Raw genomic sequence first — 18386 nt, 5'->3', positions numbered from 1 at the left:
CAAGCCAGCTCCCACAGGTGCGGCGCTAGTTTTTGAGGCTACACAGTTCGGGTGGGAGCCGGCTTGCCGGCGATAAGGCCGTTACCAGCAGCCGGTCACTCGGCTCTGAACACCAGGGTAAACCGGGTCGGCCCTGCCGGGCTGCTCATCACCTCGACCCGCCCACCATGCAACTGCATGATCGACTTCACGATCGCCAGCCCCAGCCCGGTGCCCCCCTCAAGCCGTGAGCGCCCAGCGCCCACGCGATAGAAACGCTCGAACAACTGCGGCTGATGCTCTGCGGCAATCCCTACGCCCTCATTTTCCACCCAGACCCTGACATCGCTTGCGTGGCGCTCGATACCGAGGTCTATGCGCTTGCCTGCCGGCGCATGCCGAATGGCATTGCTCAACAGGTTCGACAACGCACGCTGGAACATCAGCCGATCACACAAGGCCGTGCCCCAGCCCTGAAGGTGAAGCTCGATGTCCTTGAGCTCCGCGCTGATGGCAAACAGCTCCACCACCTGTGCAGCCTCATCGGCCAGCGCCAGAGGCTTGAGCGCCACTTGCGCCTGAGGCTGGCTAACCTGGGCGAGAAACAGCATGTCGTTGATGATGCGGTTGAGCCGGGTGAGCTCTTCGATGCTGTCCTCCAGCACTTCCCGGTAGTTGGCGTTGTCGCGCTCGCGGCTGAGGGTGACCTGGGCCTTGCCCATCAGGTTGCTTAGCGGCGTGCGTAACTCATGGGCAAGGTCGTCGGAAAACTGCGACAACTGTTGCACGCCTTGGTCGAGCCGGTCGAGCATCACGTTGATGGCCCTGGCCAGCTCGCCCAGCTCTTGTGGCAGGCCACTGTCGGGCAGGCGGTGGCTGAGGTCCTGGGCCGAAACCTGGCCGGCCACCCGGCGAAAATGGCGCAAGGGTTTCAGGCTGCGTTGCACCAGCTTCCAGGCGCCGATGCCGATCAGTATCAACAGCAAGGGCAGGGCGATCAGGGTCGAGTGCAGGTAGGCTTGGAGCAGGGCGTTGTCGTCGGCGCGGTCGAGCGTCATCATCACCCGTACTGGTGTTTCGTCGCGCAAGCGCATCTGGCGTGTCGCTGTCAGCATTTGGTTACCGCGGCTGTCGTGCCATTCGTGAAACGTCAGCCGGGCGCCGGTCGCCAGCGCGCCCACGCTCGACTCCAGGGCTGGGCCCAGGCTGAGCAGGTGCGGGTGGCGGCCCTCGAGCGCGAGCACGCTGAGGCTGAGGTTGTCGTGCCCCATGACCAGGTCGAGCAGGGGGTGGGCGCGGCTGCCCAGGTCCTCGCTGCGCAGGTCGACACGCAGGTTATGTTCCACCTGCAACATCTTGCGCGCGAGGTCCTTGCGCGCGCGGCTGTCGAGCTCGTGGTCGAGCGCCAACACCGCCAGGCAGGCCAGCAGCAGCACCAGCAGGGCGCCCATCAGGGTCACGCTCAGGCCTAGGCGCAACGACAGGCTGGCAGTCTTCAATGGCGCGCCTCAAGCACATAGCCGACGCCGCGCAGGGTATGGATCAGCTTGTCTTCGAAGGGGTCGTCGATCTTCGCCCGCAGGCGCCGGATGGAAACCTCGACCACATTGGTGTCACAGTCGAAATTCATGTCCCAGACCAGCGAGATGATTTGCGTGCGCGACAGCACTTCACCGCTCTGGCGCATCAGCAGGTGCAGCAGGGAAAACTCCTTGGCGGTCAGGTCGATGCGCTTGGCGCCGCGCCAGGCGCGATGCCGGCCTGGGTCGAGTTCGAGGTCGGCGACGCGCAGGGTGGTGGGTTGCAGCGGCTGTTCATTGCGCCGCAGCAGGCTGCGGATGCGCGCCAGCAGCTCGGGGAATTCGAACGGCTTGAGCAGGTAGTCATCGGCGCCCAAGTCGAGGCCCTTGACCCGGTCTGCCAGGCGACCGTGGGCGGTGAGCATCATGATCCGCGTGGCGGATTCAGCGCGCAGCCGCTGGAGCACGCTCCAGCCGTCCAGCTCGGGCAAATTGACGTCGAGGATCACCAGGTCGTAGGCCTGTTGACGGGCCAGGTGCAGGCCGTCGATGCCGGTGTGGGCGCAGTCGACCACGTAGCCGTTCTCACGCAGCCCCTGCTGCAGGTAATCGGCGGTGCGCAGTTCGTCCTCGATGATCAGTAGACGCATGGTAGGGCTCGGTTGAATGAAAGACGGCGATTCTCGGCCCTGTAGTGGGAACAGGGTCAAGCGCCGGAATGTTACGCCATGCGGGCCCCGGACATCGCTGGATAACAGATTTGTAATCATGTCGCCATGTGCCGGACAGCTGCCGCCCAGCTTGCAGGACTGTAATGTCCGCCTCACCTTGGTGTTAGCTGGCGTGCCCCAGGATGGCCTCATCTGAACCACTCGATGAGGTAACCCTGATGAACCTGACTCGGTATGTGTTGTGGGTGCTACTGGCGCTGGGCAGCACCAGCGCGCTGGCGGAGGGCGGCGCAGAACGCTCGCGGCAGTTCTGGGAGGCGTTCCGCGAAGACCAGCAACGCCTGCATGGCCAGCCGGACCAGGCGCTGGCGGAACGCCAGCGCAAAACCCAGCAAGCCACCGAAAAACTGGTCAAGGACTGACTTCGACCTCCGCCTTTGCGTGCTCCCGCAACGACGGTTCGTTTGGCGCCCCAGGTGGGCGCCTGTTTTGCGTGTGCCAGGCGCAATGCCCGGTGCACCGCTGCAAATGGCGGAAAAACTGCCCGCTGCTGTGCCTCCTGTCGCTGCCTTAGCGTGGTCGGACCAAGCCTTCCCAGGGCTTGACTCGAGGAGACACGACCATGAGTACACAAACGGCTGAGTACGATCAGCTACAGGCGGATGCGGCAAAGACACCGGCCAAGCTGATCCAGGCCATGGCCGAGCGCGATGGTGAGGACGAAGGCGGGCTGACCCTCAGCCGCGAGCACATCATCACCCTCAATCGGTATGTCAATTTTGTCTTCGGCCTGCCGTCGACCCCCGACAACCTGCAGCGCTGGCTGGGCTACACGCAGATCGACGAACCCGAACTGGCCCCCGCCGGCATGACCACGCTGTTCGATGCGTTGCGTGGCCATGCGCGCAGTTGGGGGCCGCTTTCCGACAGCAACAAGAAGCTCGCCAGCGAACTGGCCTCCACGGCCGCGTCGATCAACGCTGCCGGGGAAACTATCGTCGATGAGTGCCGGCAGATTCGCGCGTTGGGCTCCGACATCAAGGCGTGGGACAAGGTCGTGCTGGGTACCCCGGTGAAACTGGACCGTGCCGACCAGCGGGCGGTTTCGTCGCTGGTCGATTACCTGCAGATCCTTCAGGAGGATGTGCAGCGCTACGCGGTGCGGGTCGCCACCGTGCGCGGCGAAACCGAGACGTTCCGCGATGCCGCGCGCTTCAAGTTGATCCCGGCGGTGAAACAGAAGGGGCAAGCGGTCGAGCGCACCAAGGGTGATGGTGAGGTGGAGCGCCTGCGCGTGAAGCTCAAGGAGCTGGACGACGAGATCGGTGCCTTGAGCAAAGAGTATGACCAGTACGTCAAGCAGGCGCTCAGCGGCCTGGCCGCAGGGCCGATCGGCGCGGTGATCACCGGCGGCATCTACGGGAGCAAGGCCGAGAAGGTTCGCAAGGAGCGCAAGCGTCGCCAGGCAGAGCGGCGTGCTACCAGCGAGCAACTGCGCGTGCGGGTGAATCTGGAAGGCCGCATGGAAGAGATGGCGACCTTCGTCGACGAGCTCGATACCCGCTTGCAGGACGTAGTGACTGCGGCGTCCCACCTGCAGACCGCCTGGGAAATCGTCGGTGCGTACATCGACGCGTCGATCGGCAAGCTCGAACAGATCTCCGACAACCGCGCCTTGGCCAGGTTTGTCATTTATTTCCGGCAGTTCCTGGCGCAGTGGATCCAGATCGAAAAGACCTCCCTGCAACTGACCCGCATTTTCGACGACGCCGCTTCGGCCCACTAACAGGTGAACGACCATGAATGACAATATCAGTGTGCTGCATACCCGTGCCAATCCGCCTGAATTGGGCAGCGTGTTGGGTGCAACGCGAAGCTTCACCGAAGCCTGGCAGCGCGGCGAGTTGAAATTTCAGCCGGTGATCCACGAGTCGCTGGAGCGCCACATGAAGCTGTTCATCAACTGCGCCGAGGTGATGGTGCGCAACGCCCAGCGCGTTGTCGCGGAGATCTCCAACGATCCACTGCGCGATATCCTCGACGCCCTGGAGGATGGCGACGATGAGGAGGTGCTGGCAATTGCTGGAGAAGTCGCCAACACGGTGAAGTTTCTGCTGGACACCCAGGTGGCCCACCTGGGCAAGGAACAGCAGGCGCTGGCCACCCTGGCAGCGCTGGCGTGGGCCCGCGACGAACAGCGGCTGCTCAAGCAACAGCAGGATCAGGCCAACCTGCACACCCAGGTAAGCGCCGAGCATGATCGCGAGAAGCACAACCAGTCGGCGATCGAGCAGGCCATTGCCACCCTGGAGGCCCAGGGCTTGCAGACCCGCTTCGGCGGTGTCGTACCTTCTGCGCAAGACCTGGCCAAACTGGCCGTACCTGGCGGCGAAGCCGCGGCGATGGCCGACGCCGTGAACACGGCAGTGGGGCAGCTGCAAACCCTGCTCGGCGATGTCGTCGAAGGCATGCGCTACGCCCAGTTGCAGCAGGAGCGGCGGGTTGCGCGCGAGCGGGTGGCGAACCTGGCGCGGCAAGTGCGCGAACTCGATCAGCGTCAGCAGGTGGTGAGCGCGCAACTGGCGGCACTGCTAACGATGCCGCGTTTGCACGAGCAACGCTCCGAGTGGGACGCCGGCATCAATGTCGTGCGCCAGGCCCTGGCCAACTTCGTGCCGCGAATAGGCACTGCGGCCCCGAGCAACGTTGCGCAGGTGCAAGCCCTGGACGACACCTTCAAGCAACTGCTGGCCTATCAGCGACAACTGCTCGAGCAGCACCGTCGCGGGCTGTAACGGCTCAGGCCGACCGTGCTCCTCGGGCGCGGTCGGCTGCGCCATATCCAAGTGGATGAGAGTCGAACAATGAATCCCCGGACATTGAGTTTCCAAGAGCAGCAACAAAAGGCGATTGTCCTGCCTGGCGCCTTGATTGGCGCCATGGACGACCGTGACGGACAGGGCCGGGCGGGCCTGATCCTGACCCGTGAATCACGCCAGACCCTCAGCGACTACAGCCTGCGCATGCTGACGCTGCCGGGCGATTGCACGCAGACCTTGCGCTGGCTTGGCTATACCAGCATTGCCGAGCCAGAGTTGACGCCTGAGCGTATGCTCGCCATGTTCAAGCGGTTGCGCGCGCACGGGCAAAGCTGGAGCCATCTGGAGCGCAGCACCCAGGCGGTCACCCTTCAGCTCGAGGCGCACGCCAGCCAGGTCGAGGATTGCGGGGCCGAGGTCGTGCAACTGGTCGCGCGCACGCGTGCGCTGGGGCCCAATCGACCTTCGTGGGACAGCCTGCGCGAGGCGCCCGATGTAACGCTCGATGAGCATGACCGCGCGTTGATCAGTTCGATGGCTGACCGGCTGATGAGCTTGCATGCGCTGATCGACGATTTCGACCTGCAGCTCGATCAAGTGCGGATAGGCTTCGAGCGCTTTCGCGACGAGGCGCGTTTCAAGCTACGCCCGGAAGTGGTGGAGAAGTGCCGAGCGGCAGCGCGCTTTTCACAGGCGCCGGATGGCGAAAACCTGGCCTGGGAGCTAGCCAGCCTGGATGAGGACATCAAAGCGGTGCGCAGTGAATATGAGCGTTACTCCAGGCAGTCCTCGCTGGGCTGGGTCGGCGGCCCCTTCGGCGCGTTGATCGGCAATTCGATCTATGGCTCCAAAGCCAAGTCAGCGCGCGCCGAACTCCGCCGCCTGGAGCATCGGCGCAGCGCAGTCAGCCAACAGTTGAGCGAGTTTCGTCGGGTGGAGGGGCGCGTACAGAAGCTGTACTCCAACATGGGCCAGCTGGAGCTCGACCTGTGGGATGTGGTGCTTGCGGCGGGTCACCTGCACACGGCCTGGCAAACCATCGAGGCCTACCTGGAAAGCGCGGCAGGCCACTTGGGGAAGATGAACACCCGCCAGCAACTGGCGGTGTTCATTTACTACTTCAGGCAGTTTCTCGCCCAGTGGGCAGGGATACGCGAACATTCCCGGGAGATGGCGAAGGTCTTCAACTAGGCGCTACTTGCGCGCCACGATCGTTGCGCGCCGCGGCGCGGGCAGGCCTTCGATGGTCAGGCTTTGGTCATTGGGGTCGAGGAAGTCGCTCAGTGACTGGTAGCGCATCCAGTCGGTGCTGCGCTGTTCTTCGATGCTGGTGACGCTGACATCGACGCAGCGTACATCGCTGAAGCCGGCACGGCGCAACCAGCGCTCCAGAGCGGGTACCGAGGGCAGGTACCAGACGTTGCGCATTTGTGCGTAGCGGTCTTCTGGGACCAGCACCTGTTGCTCGTCGCCTTCGACCACCAACGTCTCCAGCACCAGCTCGCCGCCTTTGACCAGGCAATCCTTGAGCGCCAGCAGGTGCTCTATGGGCGAGCGCCGGTGGTAGAACACGCCCATGGAGAACACCGTGTCGAAGCCTTCAAGGTTGGCCGGCAAATCTTCCAGGGCGAACGGCAAGTGCCAGGCTGGCAGCTCGGGCAAGTACTGCTGCACGGCCTGGAACTGGCAGAAGAACAGCCAGTTGGGGTCGACCCCGACCACCATATCGGCACCGGCGCCGAGCATGCGCCATTGGTAATAACCGTTGCCGCAGCCGACATCGAGCACGCGCTTGCCCTTGAGGTCCAGGTGCGGGCTGACCCGCGACCACTTCCAGTCCGAGCGCCATTCGGTGTCCACATGCACGCCGAACAGGTCGAACGGCCCTTTGCGCCAGGGCGACAAGCCCATCAGCGCCTCACGCATCTGCGCGCGGGTGGCGTCGTCGCACTCGCAATCCAGGCGCAGCCCGTTGACCAGGTCGATTTCGCTAGGTTGCAGGGCGGGAAGCGCATCCAGCGCGCCGCGCCAGCGATCGAGGTCGCCGTGGCCTTTTTCCAGCTTGGCCTCCAGTTGCGCTTGCAGGCCTTGCGACCAGGAAGCCAGGGGGGTGCCCGCCAGGCGGCGGACCAGAGGGGACAGATCGATCATGGCAGGGCTATCAGCGAGGCGAAGTTAAGGCATTGGAACCACGGCACGACCTTGGAGAAACCCGCAGCGCGCAGGCGCGCCTTGTGCGCATCCAGGGTGTCGGGCTTCATCACGTTCTCGATGGCACTGCGCTTCTGGGCAATTTCCAGTTCGCTGTAGCCGTTGGCCCGTTTGAAGTCCAGGTGCAGTTCATTCAGCAGGTTTTGCTCGTCATCGTCGGCGAAACGCAGTTTTTCCGAGAGGATCAGCGCGCCGCCCGGCAGCAGGGCCTGGCGGATACGGCCGAGCAACTCAAGGCGTTGGTCGGGTGCGATGAATTGCAGGGTGAAGTTCATCGCCACTACCGAGGCCGGCTCGAAGGGCAGGGCGAGGATGTCGGCTTCCAGCACGTTGACCGGCAGCAGTTCCTGGAACATCGAGTCCTGCGCGGTGAGGTACTGGCGGCAGCGCTCGACCATCGCAGCGGAGTTGTCCACGGCGATGACTCGGCAACCGTCGCTGCGTACATGACGGCGCAACGACTGGGTGACAGCGCCCAGTGAGGCACCCAGGTCGTACAGCGTACTGTTCGGCTGGGCGAAGCGTGCGGCCAGCACGCCGAGGTTTTCGACGATGGTCGGGTAGCCTGGCACCGAACGCTTGATCATGTCCGGGAACACGCGCACCACGTCTTCGTTGAAGGCGAAGTCGGGTACCTGCTCCAGAGGTTGGGCGAAGAGGCGGTCGGGTTGTTTGCTCACTGCGGGCTCGATACGGGGTGAAACGGAGACGCATTTTAGCCAAAGGCGGAGCATCTTGCCATGGCAGGGCTTCGGGGCCATTGCACGTACCAGCAGGCAGTCAAGGTTGCCAGCGACAGGCGTTAAGCGCGGTCAGCGGACGATGACCTTGCACTCGAAGCTCTGCACCGGTGCTACTTCAGCCTCCCAGGGGCGTTGATACACCAGCACCAGTTGGGCTTCTCCGGCACTGCTGGCAAGGTAGCGCCAGGTGGACGAGCCGGCACTGCCGACCACGTCGGTGTCATCGGGGGCACTGTAGACCTCGGGGCCGAGGCTTTGCAGGATGCTCGCGGCAGGGTTCTCAATGCGCCAGCGGTAGCCGGTTGAGGGGTTTCCTGGAAGGGTCAGGGTGAGTGCCTGGCCCACCTTCAGACGCTGGGGGCATTCGCTTTCGGCGTCCAGCTCGACGGTTTGCAGGGGGTGCTGGGCGCAGGCAGCAAGCAAGGTAAGGCTCAGAGGAACGAGCAGACGAGGGGCGGTCATGTTGGCTCCGTAGGCTGGCGATGACCTGAGGATAACCGAAGCACGTGTAAATTTGTGCCACCGGTACAGGCCTGTCCACGGCGAATGCCGCAAACAGGCCAGGACTGATCAGAACAGCACTTTCGCTACGTCGGCAAAGCGCTTGGCAAAATGCACCGTCAGCCCTTCACGCAGGTAGTCTGGCAATTCTTCGAAGTCGCCGCGGTTGGCCTCGGGCAGGATCAGCTCGAAGATCTTCTGCCGCTTGGCGGCAATCACCTTCTCACGCACCCCGCCAATGGGCAGCACCTGGCCGGTCAGGGTCAGCTCACCGGTCATGGCCACGCCCTTTTTCGGCGCCTGGTCCCGCGCCAGCGACAGCAGCGCGCTGGCCATGGTCACCCCCGCGCTTGGGCCATCCTTGGGCGTAGCACCCTCGGGCACGTGCAGGTGGATGAATGCCTCGTTGAAGTAGCCTGGGTCACCGCCAAACTGTTTGAGGTTGGAGCTGACGTAGCTATAAGCGATCTCGGCGGACTCTTTCATCACATCCCCCAGTTTGCCGGTCAGCTTGAAGCCGCGGCTGAGGGTATGAATGCGGGTGGCCTCGATCGGCAGCGTGGCGCCGCCCATGCTGGTCCAGGCCAAACCCGTTATCACGCCTTTGCCAGCCAGCACCTGCTCGCTGCGGAATACCGGCATGCCGAGCGCGGCCTCTAGGTCTTTGCTGCCAATCTTGAGCTTGGCATCCGGGTCCTCCAGCAGCTTGACCACGGCTTTGCGCACCAGTTTGCCCAGTTGCTTCTCCAGCTGCCGCACCCCTGCCTCACGGGCATAGCCCTCGATCACGGTGCGCAGCGCGCTGTCAGTGATGCTCAGGCTGGTCTTGGCCACGCCGGCCTTGTCCAGCTGCTTGGGCCACAGGTGGCGCTTGGCGATGGCCAGCTTTTCTTCGGTGATGTAGCCGGAGAGGCGGATCACTTCCATGCGGTCGAGCAACGGCCCGGGGATCGAGTCGAGCGTGTTGGCGGTGCAGACGAACAGCACCTTGGACAGGTCCAGGCGCAGGTCCAGGTAGTGGTCGAGGAAGTCGACGTTCTGCTCGGGGTCGAGGGTTTCCAGCAGCGCGGAAGCCGGGTCGCCCTGGTAGCTCTGGCCCATCTTATCGATCTCGTCGAGCATGATCACCGGGTTCATCACTTCGACGTCTTTCAGCGCCTGCACCAGCTTGCCCGGTTGGGCGCCGATGTAGGTGCGGCGGTGGCCCTTGATTTCGGCTTCGTCGCGCATGCCGCCGACGCTGAAGCGGTAGAACGGCCTGCCGAGCGATTCGGCAATGGACTTGCCAATGCTGGTCTTGCCCACACCCGGTGGGCCCACCAGCAGCACGATCGAGCCGCTGATCTCGCCTTTCCAGGCGCCCACGGCGAGGAATTCGAGGATGCGTTCCTTGATGTCATCAAGGCCGGCGTGGTGCTGGTCGAGCACCTTGCGCGCGTGCTTGAGGTCGAGCTTGTCTTTGCCGTAAACGCCCCACGGCAGGGCGGTGGCCCAGTCGAGGTAGTTGCGGGTCACGGCGTATTCCGGCGAGCCGGTCTCGAGGATCGCCAGCTTGCCCATTTCTTCGTCGATGCGCTTCTGCGCCTGGGCGGGCAGGGTCTTGCCCTCAAGGCGCTGTTCGAACTGTTCGAGGTCGGCGCTGCGGTCGTCCTTGGTCAGGCCCAGCTCCTGCTGGATGACCTTGAGCTGCTCCTTGAGGAAGAACTCGCGCTGGTGCTCGCCGATCTGGCGGTTGACCTCGGCCGAGATCTCGTTCTGCAGGCGCGCCACCTCGACCTCTTTGCGCAGCATCGGCAGGACCTTTTCCATGCGTTTGAGCATGGGCACGCAATCGAGCACTTCCTGCAACTGGCTGCCGGTGGCCGAGGTAAGGGCTGCGGCAAAGTCGGTCAGCGGTGACGGGTCGTTGGGGCTGAAGCGGTTGAGGTAGTTTTTCAGCTCTTCGCTGTACAGCGGGTTGAGCGGCAGCAGCTCTTTGATCGCATTGATCAGCGCCATGCCGTAGGCCTTGACCTCGTCGGTAGGCTCGGTGGGTTGGCGCGGGTATTCCACCTCGACCAGGTAGGGCGGGCGATGGTGCTTGAGCCAGGTCCGGATACGCACCCGGGTCAGGCCCTGGGCCACGAACTGCAGCTTGCCGTTTTCACGGCTGGCGTGGTGCACCTTGACCAGGGTGCCGTACTCCGGCAGGGCGGAGGTGTCGAAATGGCGGTGGTCTTCGGGCGGGGTGTCCATGAAGAACAGCGCCAGGCAGTGGTCGGGTGACTTGGCGACCAGGTCGAGGGTTTCTGCCCAGGGCTCTTCGTTGACAATCACGGGCAACACTTGTGCCGGGAAGAACGGGCGGTTGTGAATCGGGATCACATAGACCTTGTCCGGCAGTTGCTGGCCGGGCAGGGCGAGGGCGTGGCCGGGTGTGGCCTGGGTATCGGCGTGCTCGACTTCGCTGTGTTCGTCGGGGTGTTCGGGGAAATCCTGCTGGTTGCTCATGGGGCACCTGCGTGAATGACTATGGTGCTTAGATGGGGCGCGGGGGGATGGGTTTCAAGCTTTGCGTTAGAAGGTGCAAGCTGCAAAAAAAAACGGGGCCCTGCAGGCCCCGCTTTCTCTTGTGGCTTGTAGCTTGCCGCTAGAAGCTTAGTCGGCGAGTTTGTAAGCGATGATGTAATCACCCATCTTGGTGCCCAGCGAGCCGTGGCCGCCAGCGGTCACCAGCACGTACTGCTTGCCGTCCTTGCCGCTGTAGGTCATCGGCGTGGCCTGGCCACCGGCCGGCAGGCGGGCTTTCCACAGCTCTTTACCGTTGTTGGTGTCGTAGGCACGCAGGTACTGGTCCAGGGTGCCGCTGAGGAAGCCGACGCCGCCTGCGGTAACGATCGAACCGCCCATGCTCGGCACGCCTACCGGCAGGCCGATTGGCACAGGTGTGCTGTCGCGGGTGGTGCCGTTCTTGTGCTTCCACACGACCTTGTTGGTGAACAGGTCGATGGCCGCCACATAGCCCCAGGCAGGCGCCTGGCACGGTACGCCCAGCGGCGACATGAACGGGTGCATGGTCACCGCGTATGGTGCGCCGGTGTTGGGCTGCACGCCGCTGGTCTCGCTTTCGCGCTTGCTGCCGGCGGCCACTTGCTCGCGCGGCACCATCTTCGACACGAAGGCCATGTAGTTGGGCGAGGTGAACAGCAACTGGCGTACCGGGTCGACCGACACGCTGCCCCAGTTGAACACGCCGACGTTACCTGGGTAGATCAGCGAACCCTGCTCGGACGGCGGGGTGTACTGGCCTTCGTAACGCAGTTCGCGGAACTGGATGCGGCACAGCATCTGGTCGAACGGTGTGGCGCCCCACATGGCCTGTTCGGTCAGCTCAGGGCCGAGCAGGTTGAGGTCGGAGCGGGCCTGGGTCGGCGAGGTGTGGTCGCCTTTCACGGCGCCTTGCGGGGTCGGGATCTCACGGATCGGCACGATTGGCGTGCCGTCGCGGCGGTCCAGCACATACAGGCTGCCCTGCTTGGTCGGCACGATGATCGCCGGCTTCACGCCATCGGCGGTCTTCAGGTGGACCAGGGTTGGCTGGCTGCCGACGTCCATGTCCCACAGGTCGTGGTGGGTGAACTGGTAGTTCCAGCGGGCCTTGCCGGTGGTCAGGTCGAGGGCGACAACACCTGCGCTGTACTTTTCCGCGCCGGGGGTGCGGTCGGCGCCCCATTGGTCTGGGGTCTGGTTGCCCAGCGGCAGGTAGATCATGCCGAGGTCTTCATCGACGCTGGCGATCGACCACATGTTTGCCGAGTTGCGGCTGTAGGTCTTGCCGGGTGCCAGAGGCTTGGTGTCGTCCGGGTTGTTGCTGTCCCAGTTCCACACCAGGTGGCCGTCGTGCACGTCGTAGGCGCGGATGACGCCAGAGGGCTCGTTGGTCGACTCGTTGTCGGTGACATGGCCGCCGATGATCACCAGATCACGGGTGATCGCCGCCGGCGAAGTGGAGTAGTAGCCGCCGGCGGTGAATGGGCCGATGCCGGTGGTCAGGTCGATCACGCCCTGGTTGGCGAAGCCTTCGCAGACCTTGCCGTTGTCGGCGTTGATGGCGATCAGGCGGGCGTCGGCGGTGGGCAGGTACAGGCGGCGCGGGCAGGCCTGGGCGACAGTCTTGCCGGCATCGGTGATTTTCGGTGCTGGGCTGCCATCACGGCTGACGTAGTTGTTCTCGTCATAGTACGAGACGCCGCGGCAGGTCATGTGGGCGAAGCCCTTGAAGGTACCGACCGGGCTCTTGACCTGTGGGTCGTAGCGCCAGATTTCGGCGCCGGTGTCCGGGTCCAGGGCCAGCAGCTTGCTGTGCGCGGTGCAGGCGTAGAGCATGCCGTTGACCTTCAACGGGGTGTTCTGGTTGGTCAGCTCCACCGGGTCGTTGTCGGTCGGCAGGTCGCCGGTACGGATGCGCCAGGCTTCTTCCAGGCGGTAAGCGTTCTGCGGGGTGATCTGGCGCAGCGGCGAATAGCGGTCACCATGCTCGGTGCGGCCGTAGGCCTGCCATTCGCCGTCGGGCATGGCCGGCGCGGCGCTGGCCATCTCACTGCTCTCGCGGCCCAGTTCCCCGAACACTTCACCTGGGTGGGTAAACTGGCTGCCCAGGGCGCAGGCACCGGAGGCGACCACGGCGACGCTGAGCAGCGCGGTGTTGGCCTTGGCGGCCGGGCCGATCAGTGAGCGACGTGCCCAAGGCAGCAGCAGGACCACGCCAATGGCGAACCAGATGGCCAGGCGCGGCACCAGTTGCCACCAGTCCAGGCCCACTTCCAGCAATGCCCAGGCGGTGCTGCCGAGCAGCACCAGGCCGTACAGCCCGAGGGCGATGCGGCGCTGGGCCAGCAGCAGGATACCGGACAGGGCAAAGCCGATGCCGGCGATCAGGTAATACAGCGACCCCCCCAGCTGGCTCAGCTTGATGCCGCCAGCCAGCAGGGCCAGGCCCATCAGCAACAGCAGCACGCCCAGAAGGCGCGGTAGCCAGCGGGTTCCATTCTTGGCACCGTCAGTGCTCATCGTAGGTTCTCCGTTATGTCAAAAGGTTGATTCAGAAAGTGCTTTGGATCTTCAGGCCGCCGATCAGCGCATCGTCAACCTGCGACACCCCGCCCGGGTGGCGGATGTACTGCAGGTTGGGGCGCACTGTGAGCCAGTCGGCCAAGTGAATGCCGTAGTACAGCTCGGCGCTGTACTCCGTGTCCTGCACGGGCAGGAAGCCAGGGTTGTCGTAGTCGTTGAGGCCGGCGGCCTGGTTGGCCAGGCGGGCGTTCTTGCGGTAGGCCGGGTTGACGTGCACGCGGGCGAGGGCGAAGCCGATGTCGTCCTTGGCGCGGGCATCGAAGGGCCCTTTGTATACCAGTCCTGCCTGAACATAGTTGTCGATGGCATTGGTCTTCTTGTCGTGCAAGGTGGCGTTGGCGAACAGGCTCAGGCCACGCGACTGGTCGGACGCCAGCGAGGTGACCTGCTGCTGGGCGCCGAGCCACATGCCGTGCTTGCTCGAACGGCTGCGGTAGGCGGCGCCACTGAGCGCAGCCGGCTGGCCGTTGCTGTCGTCGAGCACATCGTGTGCCTTGGCATTACTGTAGTAGTAGCCGGCGCGATATTCCCCTTTCAGGCCATTGACCTGTGGGCTCCACACCAGTTCGACCGGCAGGATGGCGCCCTGGGTGCCGCTGCCACTGAGCTTGAAACCGTTGCCCGATTCCAGGTTGGAAGGGTTTTGCTCGTACACGCCGACTTGGGCATAGAGTGCGTCGGTGAGGTTGTAGCGCACGCGCAGGGCCCATTGGCTGACGGGCCAGTTGTACCAGATGCTGCCAACCCAGTTGCCTACCTGCGAGCCGCAGAAGGCCAGGTTCTGGAAGTCGCAGGGGAAGCTGTTGAAGTCTTCGCCTTCACCGAAACGGCCGAATTTGACGTCCAGTGCGCCGTCAAAGTACTTCTGTTTGACCCACAGTTGCGTGAGCCGCCAGGTTTCACCGCGGCCCCAGACTTCCTGGGCAGAGGTGAAGCCGCCGACACGCGGGTCGTTGATGCGGTCGTTGCTGATGTTGTCGCCGTGGCGCTCGGTGAGGGTCAGCTGAAATTCGGTGTCGTTCCAGCCAAAGATCTTTTCCAGGTCCAGGTGGCTACCGAAGGTGAACTGGTCGCTGTAGCGCGCGGTACGGTCGTGGTCGAAGCCGCCGTGCAGGTTGCTGCCCATCTCGCCGGTATAGCCGAGGGTGAAGTCGTAACCTTTTGCCAGTAATTCACTGCGGGTGCCGCCCCAATCGCCCAGCATCCACGGGGAATCGCTGGCGAACATTTCGCTGGCGCTAGCAGGGGTTGCACAGGCGGTGAGGGCAAGGCCGATGAAACAGGTTTTGGGCAGCTGGAACATGAGATAGCGCTATCTTTTGATTATTGAACAAACGACAAGGGCATCGAAGGGCGGGCCCTTCAATGGAGATGACAACAAGGTGGAGTCGATGAAGCGATTCAGCTTGCGGCGGGGAGGATATAGGGGAAGTTGTAAGAAAAAAAGACAAATTGTCGCAGTTGATTGTTGTCGATCCGGTAACAGTGCCGTTTGTAGGAGCAGCCTTGTGCTGCGAAGAGGCCGGTGAAATCAGTGAAGATTTGCTGTGTTATCTCCGGCCTCTTCGCAGCACAAGGCTGCTCCTACACGCGAATGGGGGCGCAGGGCGCCCCGATGGCAGCTCAAAACGTCGTACGCAGCCCCACTTCCACACTGCGCCCCGGCGCTGGCGCAATATCCCGCAGAATCGAACTGGCATAGCGCACCGTCTGATCCGTCAGGTTTTCACCCCGCACGAAGGCCAGCCACTCGCTTTGCCCGATGTCGAAGCGATAGCCCACACTCGCGCCGAGCGTGGTGTAGCCATCGGTGCTGGTTTCGTTGGCCGGTGTGCGATGTTGCGACGCGGCATGCTGCACATCGACCCGCGCCTGCCAGCGGTCCAGTGCCCAGACCAGGCCGCTGTTCAACCGCAGCGGTGCGATTCGTGGCAATGGCTCGCCACTGTCGAGGTTCTTGGCACGGGTGTAGTCGCCGGACAGCTCCAGCGCGAAGCTGCCATAGCGGTTCTCGACCAGTTGCCAGCGGTCTTGCGCCTCGATGCCATAGAAGCGCGCCCGCACGCCCTGATACTGGTATTCCGGGAAGCCGTCATGGTCGTGATCATGATCGTGGTCATGCTCGTCCTCGCCATGGTCGTGGTCATGGCCCTCACGCAGGTTGCCTGTGCCGATCAGGCCAATGTAGTTGCGAAAGTGGCTGTAGAAGACCCCGACGCTGCCTTTGTGAGTGCCGTTGTCGAAGCGCAGGGCCAAGTCGCCGGAAATGGCCTTTTCCTTGTTCAGGCTGGCATCGCCCACCTCGTAAGCCCCGGTGGCCACATGCGCACCGTTGGCATACAGCTCATAGAAGGTTGGGGCGCGCTCGGTGTAGCCAAGGTTGGCGGCCAGTGCCCAGACCGGGTCGAGCTGGTACACCGCCCCGGAAGACAGGCTGAAGGCATTGAAGGTGCTGGCGCTGTCGGCCGCGGCAAAGGTCTCGTTGCCCTTGGCATCCGGGTCGACGCGGGTGTGCTCCAAACGCGCGCCCAGGCTCAGGTTCAGGCGCTCGGTGGCCTGCCATTGCTCAAGCATGAACAGCGCCAGGCTGTCGGTATCGGTATGCGGGACGAACGCTTCCTCCCCCAGTGCCGAGAACTCGTTACGGCTGACCTGGGCACCGATTACCCCTTCAACCGGCCCGAGTGGCTGATGACGCGCCTCGATGCGTGCCTCGTAGCCCTTGTTCTTGAAGGTGGTGTGCACCTCGCCTTCTTCGATTTCGCTGTGCTCGTAGTCGGTATAGCCGGCATCGACCTTGACCGAGCTGAACGGGCCTTCGAGGTCACGCAGTTCAGAGGCGAATGCGTAGTGGTCTTGCTGCATGTCCAAGCGTACGCCGGGTTCGGCCACCGAGCCGTAGTTGCTGTCGTAGCGGCTGTAGGACAGGCCAGCATAGCCATGGTCCCACTGGTAAGAGCCGCCGACGGCGCCCCCGTCCTGACGCCCGTCGCTGTTCTCCAGGCGGTGTTTGCTACCCGGCTCGTCAGCGTCACGCAACTTCGAGCTGCGCGCGTAACCAGGGATGCGCAAATCGTTGAACTGGCGGCTGTTGGCGTCCAGGTGCAGGGCGAAGGCGCCGTTGCCGGCTTCCAGTTTACCGGCGCTGCTGCGGGTGGTGTCGGCGCCGCCATAACGCAGTTCGCCCGCCCCGTGGATGCCTTCGATCGGCGCATCGGGGATGCGGTTATCGAAGGTATTGACCACACCGCCAATGGCATTGCCGCCGTAGAGCAGGGCAGCGGGCCCGCGGACGATTTCGACCCGCTCCACGGTCACCGGGTCGAGCGGTACGGCGTGATCGTAGGACAGCGACGAGGCATCCAGTGCACCGACGCCGTTGCGCAGGATGCGGATGCGGTCGCCGTCCAGGCCACGGATTACCGGGCGGCTGGCGCCAGGGCCGAACCAGGTAGAGGCGACGCCTGGCTGTTTGTTCAGGGTTTCACCGAGGCTGCCGTGTTGCTGTTGCAGCAGGTGGTCACCTTCGAGGACCGTGCTCGGGGCGGCCACTTGGCGATTGCCCAGCGGGTTGGCGGTGATGACCTGGGGTTCGAGTTCAACGGCCTGGCTGGGTGATGAGGCCAGCCACAGCGCGACGGCGAGGGGGGAGAGGCGGAGCGGGATGTACAGCATGGGGATGGGGCGTTCCTTGGCAGAGGCTTTTGTATTGTTACTATATAACATTGCTATTTCAGCATAAGGCTTTCGCCTCTGGCCAGCGGTTTTTCAAGCGACCTGAGTCCCCTGGCCACTACACTCGTGTAAGGTGCGCACCTTTCCCACGCTGGAGCACTGGCATGAGCACGGCCCAACACAACGCGCTGCACGGCAAGACCCTGGAGCAGATCCTCACCGAACTGGTGGCTCACTACGAATGGCAGGGCCTTGCCGAGCGCGTCGATGTGCGTTGCTTCAAGAGCAACCCGACCATCAAGTCGAGCCTGACCTTCTTGCGCAAGACGCCCTGGGCGCGGGAGAAGGTCGAACAGCTGTACGTGAAGCTGCAGCGCAAGGCCTAAGGTGCGGCGCCATCCGTGGCTGAGCCTGGCCGCCGTGCTCGGTTGGTTCGGCCTAGCGGTGCAGGTGTATCTGGTGTTGCTGGCGCGCTGGCAGGAACAGGCCAGCCTGATTGGCGGCCTGGTCAACGTCTTTGGTTATTTCACCGTGCTGACCAACACCCTGGTAGCAACGGTTTTGAGCTATGCCGCGTTTGGCCGGGAGGGCAGCGCCAGGCGCTTCTTTCTGTTGCCGTCGGTCAGCTCCGCCGTGGCGGCCAGCATCGTACTGGTGGCGTTGGCCTACAGCGTGCTGCTGCGCCACTTGTGGCAACCCGAGGGCTGGCAATGGCTGGCAGACGAGTTGCTGCATGATGTGATGCCGGCGTTGTTCGTTCTGTACTGGTGGTTCGCGGTGCCCAAGGGCCATTTGCGGCTGTGGCACCTGGCGGGCTGGGCGCTGTACCCGGCGGGGTACTTTGCCTATGCGCTGTGGCGGGGCAGTGAGATTGGCGTGTATGCCTACCCCTTCATCGATGTGGCGAGCCTCGGGTATGGGCGGGTGATGCTCAATGCCCTCGGGGTGTTGGCGGGGTTCTGGGGGATCGGGCTGGTGTTGCTGGGGTTGGACCGCTGGCGCGGCCGGCAGTTGGCGGTCAGCGTGTAGGAGCAGCCTTGTGCTGCGAAGAGGCCAGTGGCAGCACCGAAGATTTACTGGGCGGGCACAGGCCACTTAGCAGCACCAGGCGGCTCCGACAGAAAGCAGAGCAGCCCCACACAAGTTGGGCAGCCG

General features: G+C 63.7%; 15 protein-coding genes. 6 read left to right on the top strand and 9 right to left on the bottom strand.

Annotation, left to right across the window (positions count from 1 at the left end; translation table 11 throughout):
* Positions 1–95: 95 nt before the first annotated feature.
* Together OO306_RS08790 and OO306_RS08785 are read right to left on the bottom strand one after the other, a co-directional pair.
* Positions 96–1478: a heavy metal sensor histidine kinase gene (locus OO306_RS08790; protein ID WP_265968395.1), complete on the bottom strand. Its 1383-nt coding sequence runs from the start codon at positions 1476–1478 to the stop codon at positions 96–98.
* The gene (locus tag OO306_RS08785) at positions 1475–2149 is read right to left on the bottom strand and encodes a heavy metal response regulator transcription factor (protein ID WP_027594153.1); all 675 of its coding nucleotides are present in this window, start codon (positions 2147–2149) and stop codon (positions 1475–1477) included. Before OO306_RS08785 ends, OO306_RS08790 begins: the two co-directional genes overlap by 4 nt.
* Before the next feature lie 239 nt (positions 2150–2388).
* Between OO306_RS08785 and OO306_RS08780 the strand changes: the two genes are divergently transcribed.
* The 4 genes from OO306_RS08780 (at position 2389) to OO306_RS08765 (ending at position 6180) form a co-directional block, all read left to right on the top strand.
* Positions 2389–2592, top strand: a complete 204-nt coding sequence (locus OO306_RS08780; RefSeq protein ID WP_027594154.1) for a hypothetical protein — start codon at positions 2389–2391, stop codon at positions 2590–2592.
* A 200-nt stretch (positions 2593–2792) separates the two neighbouring features.
* On the top strand, positions 2793–3956 hold the full coding sequence (locus OO306_RS08775; RefSeq protein ID WP_265968394.1) for an alpha-xenorhabdolysin family binary toxin subunit A: 1164 nt from the start codon (positions 2793–2795) through the stop codon (positions 3954–3956).
* Between the two features lie 13 nt (positions 3957–3969).
* Positions 3970–4965: an alpha-xenorhabdolysin family binary toxin subunit B gene (locus OO306_RS08770; protein ID WP_265968393.1), complete on the top strand. Its 996-nt coding sequence runs from the start codon at positions 3970–3972 to the stop codon at positions 4963–4965.
* Positions 4966–5034: 69 nt separating this feature from the next.
* Positions 5035–6180: an alpha-xenorhabdolysin family binary toxin subunit A gene (locus OO306_RS08765; protein WP_265968392.1), complete on the top strand. Its 1146-nt coding sequence runs from the start codon at positions 5035–5037 to the stop codon at positions 6178–6180.
* Positions 6181–6183: 3 nt separating this feature from the next.
* Here OO306_RS08765 and cmoB read toward each other — a convergent pair whose 3' ends face one another.
* The 7 genes from cmoB to OO306_RS08730 all read right to left on the bottom strand — a co-directional run bounded on the left by cmoB (position 6184) and on the right by OO306_RS08730 (position 17231).
* Positions 6184–7140 (bottom strand): tRNA 5-methoxyuridine(34)/uridine 5-oxyacetic acid(34) synthase CmoB, encoded by a 957-nt coding sequence (gene cmoB / locus OO306_RS08760; RefSeq protein WP_265968391.1) that lies wholly within the window; start codon positions 7138–7140, stop codon positions 6184–6186.
* Positions 7137–7880: a carboxy-S-adenosyl-L-methionine synthase CmoA gene (cmoA, locus tag OO306_RS08755; protein ID WP_027594159.1), complete on the bottom strand. Its 744-nt coding sequence runs from the start codon at positions 7878–7880 to the stop codon at positions 7137–7139. The genes cmoB and cmoA overlap by 4 nt, the downstream gene beginning before the upstream one ends.
* Before the next feature lie 132 nt (positions 7881–8012).
* The gene (locus OO306_RS08750; protein ID WP_265968390.1) at positions 8013–8405 is read right to left on the bottom strand and encodes a protease inhibitor I42 family protein; all 393 of its coding nucleotides are present in this window, start codon (positions 8403–8405) and stop codon (positions 8013–8015) included.
* A 108-nt stretch (positions 8406–8513) separates the two neighbouring features.
* On the bottom strand, positions 8514–10934 hold the full coding sequence (gene lon / locus OO306_RS08745; RefSeq protein ID WP_027594161.1) for an endopeptidase La: 2421 nt from the start codon (positions 10932–10934) through the stop codon (positions 8514–8516).
* A 147-nt stretch (positions 10935–11081) separates the two neighbouring features.
* On the bottom strand, positions 11082–13493 hold the full coding sequence (locus tag OO306_RS08740; RefSeq protein WP_265968389.1) for a glucose/quinate/shikimate family membrane-bound PQQ-dependent dehydrogenase: 2412 nt from the start codon (positions 13491–13493) through the stop codon (positions 11082–11084).
* A 31-nt stretch (positions 13494–13524) separates the two neighbouring features.
* A complete protein-coding gene (locus tag OO306_RS08735) occupies positions 13525–14859 on the bottom strand; it encodes a carbohydrate porin (RefSeq protein WP_265968388.1) in 1335 nt (444 codons plus the stop codon).
* 320 nt (positions 14860–15179) lie between these two features.
* Positions 15180–17231 carry a TonB-dependent receptor gene (locus OO306_RS08730; protein WP_265968387.1) on the bottom strand — a complete coding sequence of 684 codons (2052 nt, stop codon included), beginning with the start codon at positions 17229–17231 and terminating at the stop codon, positions 15180–15182.
* Positions 17232–17395: 164 nt separating this feature from the next.
* Between OO306_RS08730 and OO306_RS08725 the strand changes: the two genes are divergently transcribed.
* Together OO306_RS08725 and OO306_RS08720 are read left to right on the top strand one after the other, a co-directional pair.
* Positions 17396–17617, top strand: a complete 222-nt coding sequence (locus tag OO306_RS08725) for a VF530 family DNA-binding protein (RefSeq protein ID WP_027594165.1) — start codon at positions 17396–17398, stop codon at positions 17615–17617.
* A gap of 1 nt (position 17618) precedes the next feature.
* On the top strand, positions 17619–18260 hold the full coding sequence (locus OO306_RS08720; RefSeq protein ID WP_085273570.1) for a Pr6Pr family membrane protein: 642 nt from the start codon (positions 17619–17621) through the stop codon (positions 18258–18260).
* Positions 18261–18386: the final 126 nt, after the last annotated feature.

Origin of the sequence: Pseudomonas sp. DCB_AW (assembly GCF_026240895.1) — a bacterium.
Taxonomy (GTDB): Bacteria; Pseudomonadota; Gammaproteobacteria; order Pseudomonadales; family Pseudomonadaceae; genus Aquipseudomonas; species Aquipseudomonas kermanshahensis.
This window is presented reverse-complemented; position numbering and strand designations above follow the sequence as displayed.

Excerpts from the sequence above, each read along its gene's own strand:
- OO306_RS08785 (WP_027594153.1), bottom strand. The coding sequence starts at position 2,149 with ATGCGTCTACTGATCATCGAGGACGAACTGCGCACCGCCGATTACCTG.
- OO306_RS08780 (WP_027594154.1), top strand. The coding sequence starts at position 2,389 with ATGAACCTGACTCGGTATGTGTTGTGGGTGCTACTGGCGCTGGGCAGC.
- OO306_RS08775 (WP_265968394.1), top strand. The coding sequence starts at position 2,793 with ATGAGTACACAAACGGCTGAGTACGATCAGCTACAGGCGGATGCGGCA.
- OO306_RS08770 (WP_265968393.1), top strand. The coding sequence starts at position 3,970 with ATGAATGACAATATCAGTGTGCTGCATACCCGTGCCAATCCGCCTGAA.
- OO306_RS08765 (WP_265968392.1), top strand. The coding sequence starts at position 5,035 with ATGAATCCCCGGACATTGAGTTTCCAAGAGCAGCAACAAAAGGCGATT.
- cmoB (WP_265968391.1), bottom strand. The coding sequence starts at position 7,140 with ATGATCGATCTGTCCCCTCTGGTCCGCCGCCTGGCGGGCACCCCCCTG.
- OO306_RS08750 (WP_265968390.1), bottom strand. The coding sequence starts at position 8,405 with ATGACCGCCCCTCGTCTGCTCGTTCCTCTGAGCCTTACCTTGCTTGCT.
- lon (WP_027594161.1), bottom strand. The coding sequence starts at position 10,934 with ATGAGCAACCAGCAGGATTTCCCCGAACACCCCGACGAACACAGCGAA.
- OO306_RS08740 (WP_265968389.1), bottom strand. The coding sequence starts at position 13,493 with ATGAGCACTGACGGTGCCAAGAATGGAACCCGCTGGCTACCGCGCCTT.
- OO306_RS08735 (WP_265968388.1), bottom strand. The coding sequence starts at position 14,859 with ATGTTCCAGCTGCCCAAAACCTGTTTCATCGGCCTTGCCCTCACCGCC.
- OO306_RS08730 (WP_265968387.1), bottom strand. The coding sequence starts at position 17,231 with ATGCTGTACATCCCGCTCCGCCTCTCCCCCCTCGCCGTCGCGCTGTGG.
- OO306_RS08725 (WP_027594165.1), top strand. The coding sequence starts at position 17,396 with ATGAGCACGGCCCAACACAACGCGCTGCACGGCAAGACCCTGGAGCAG.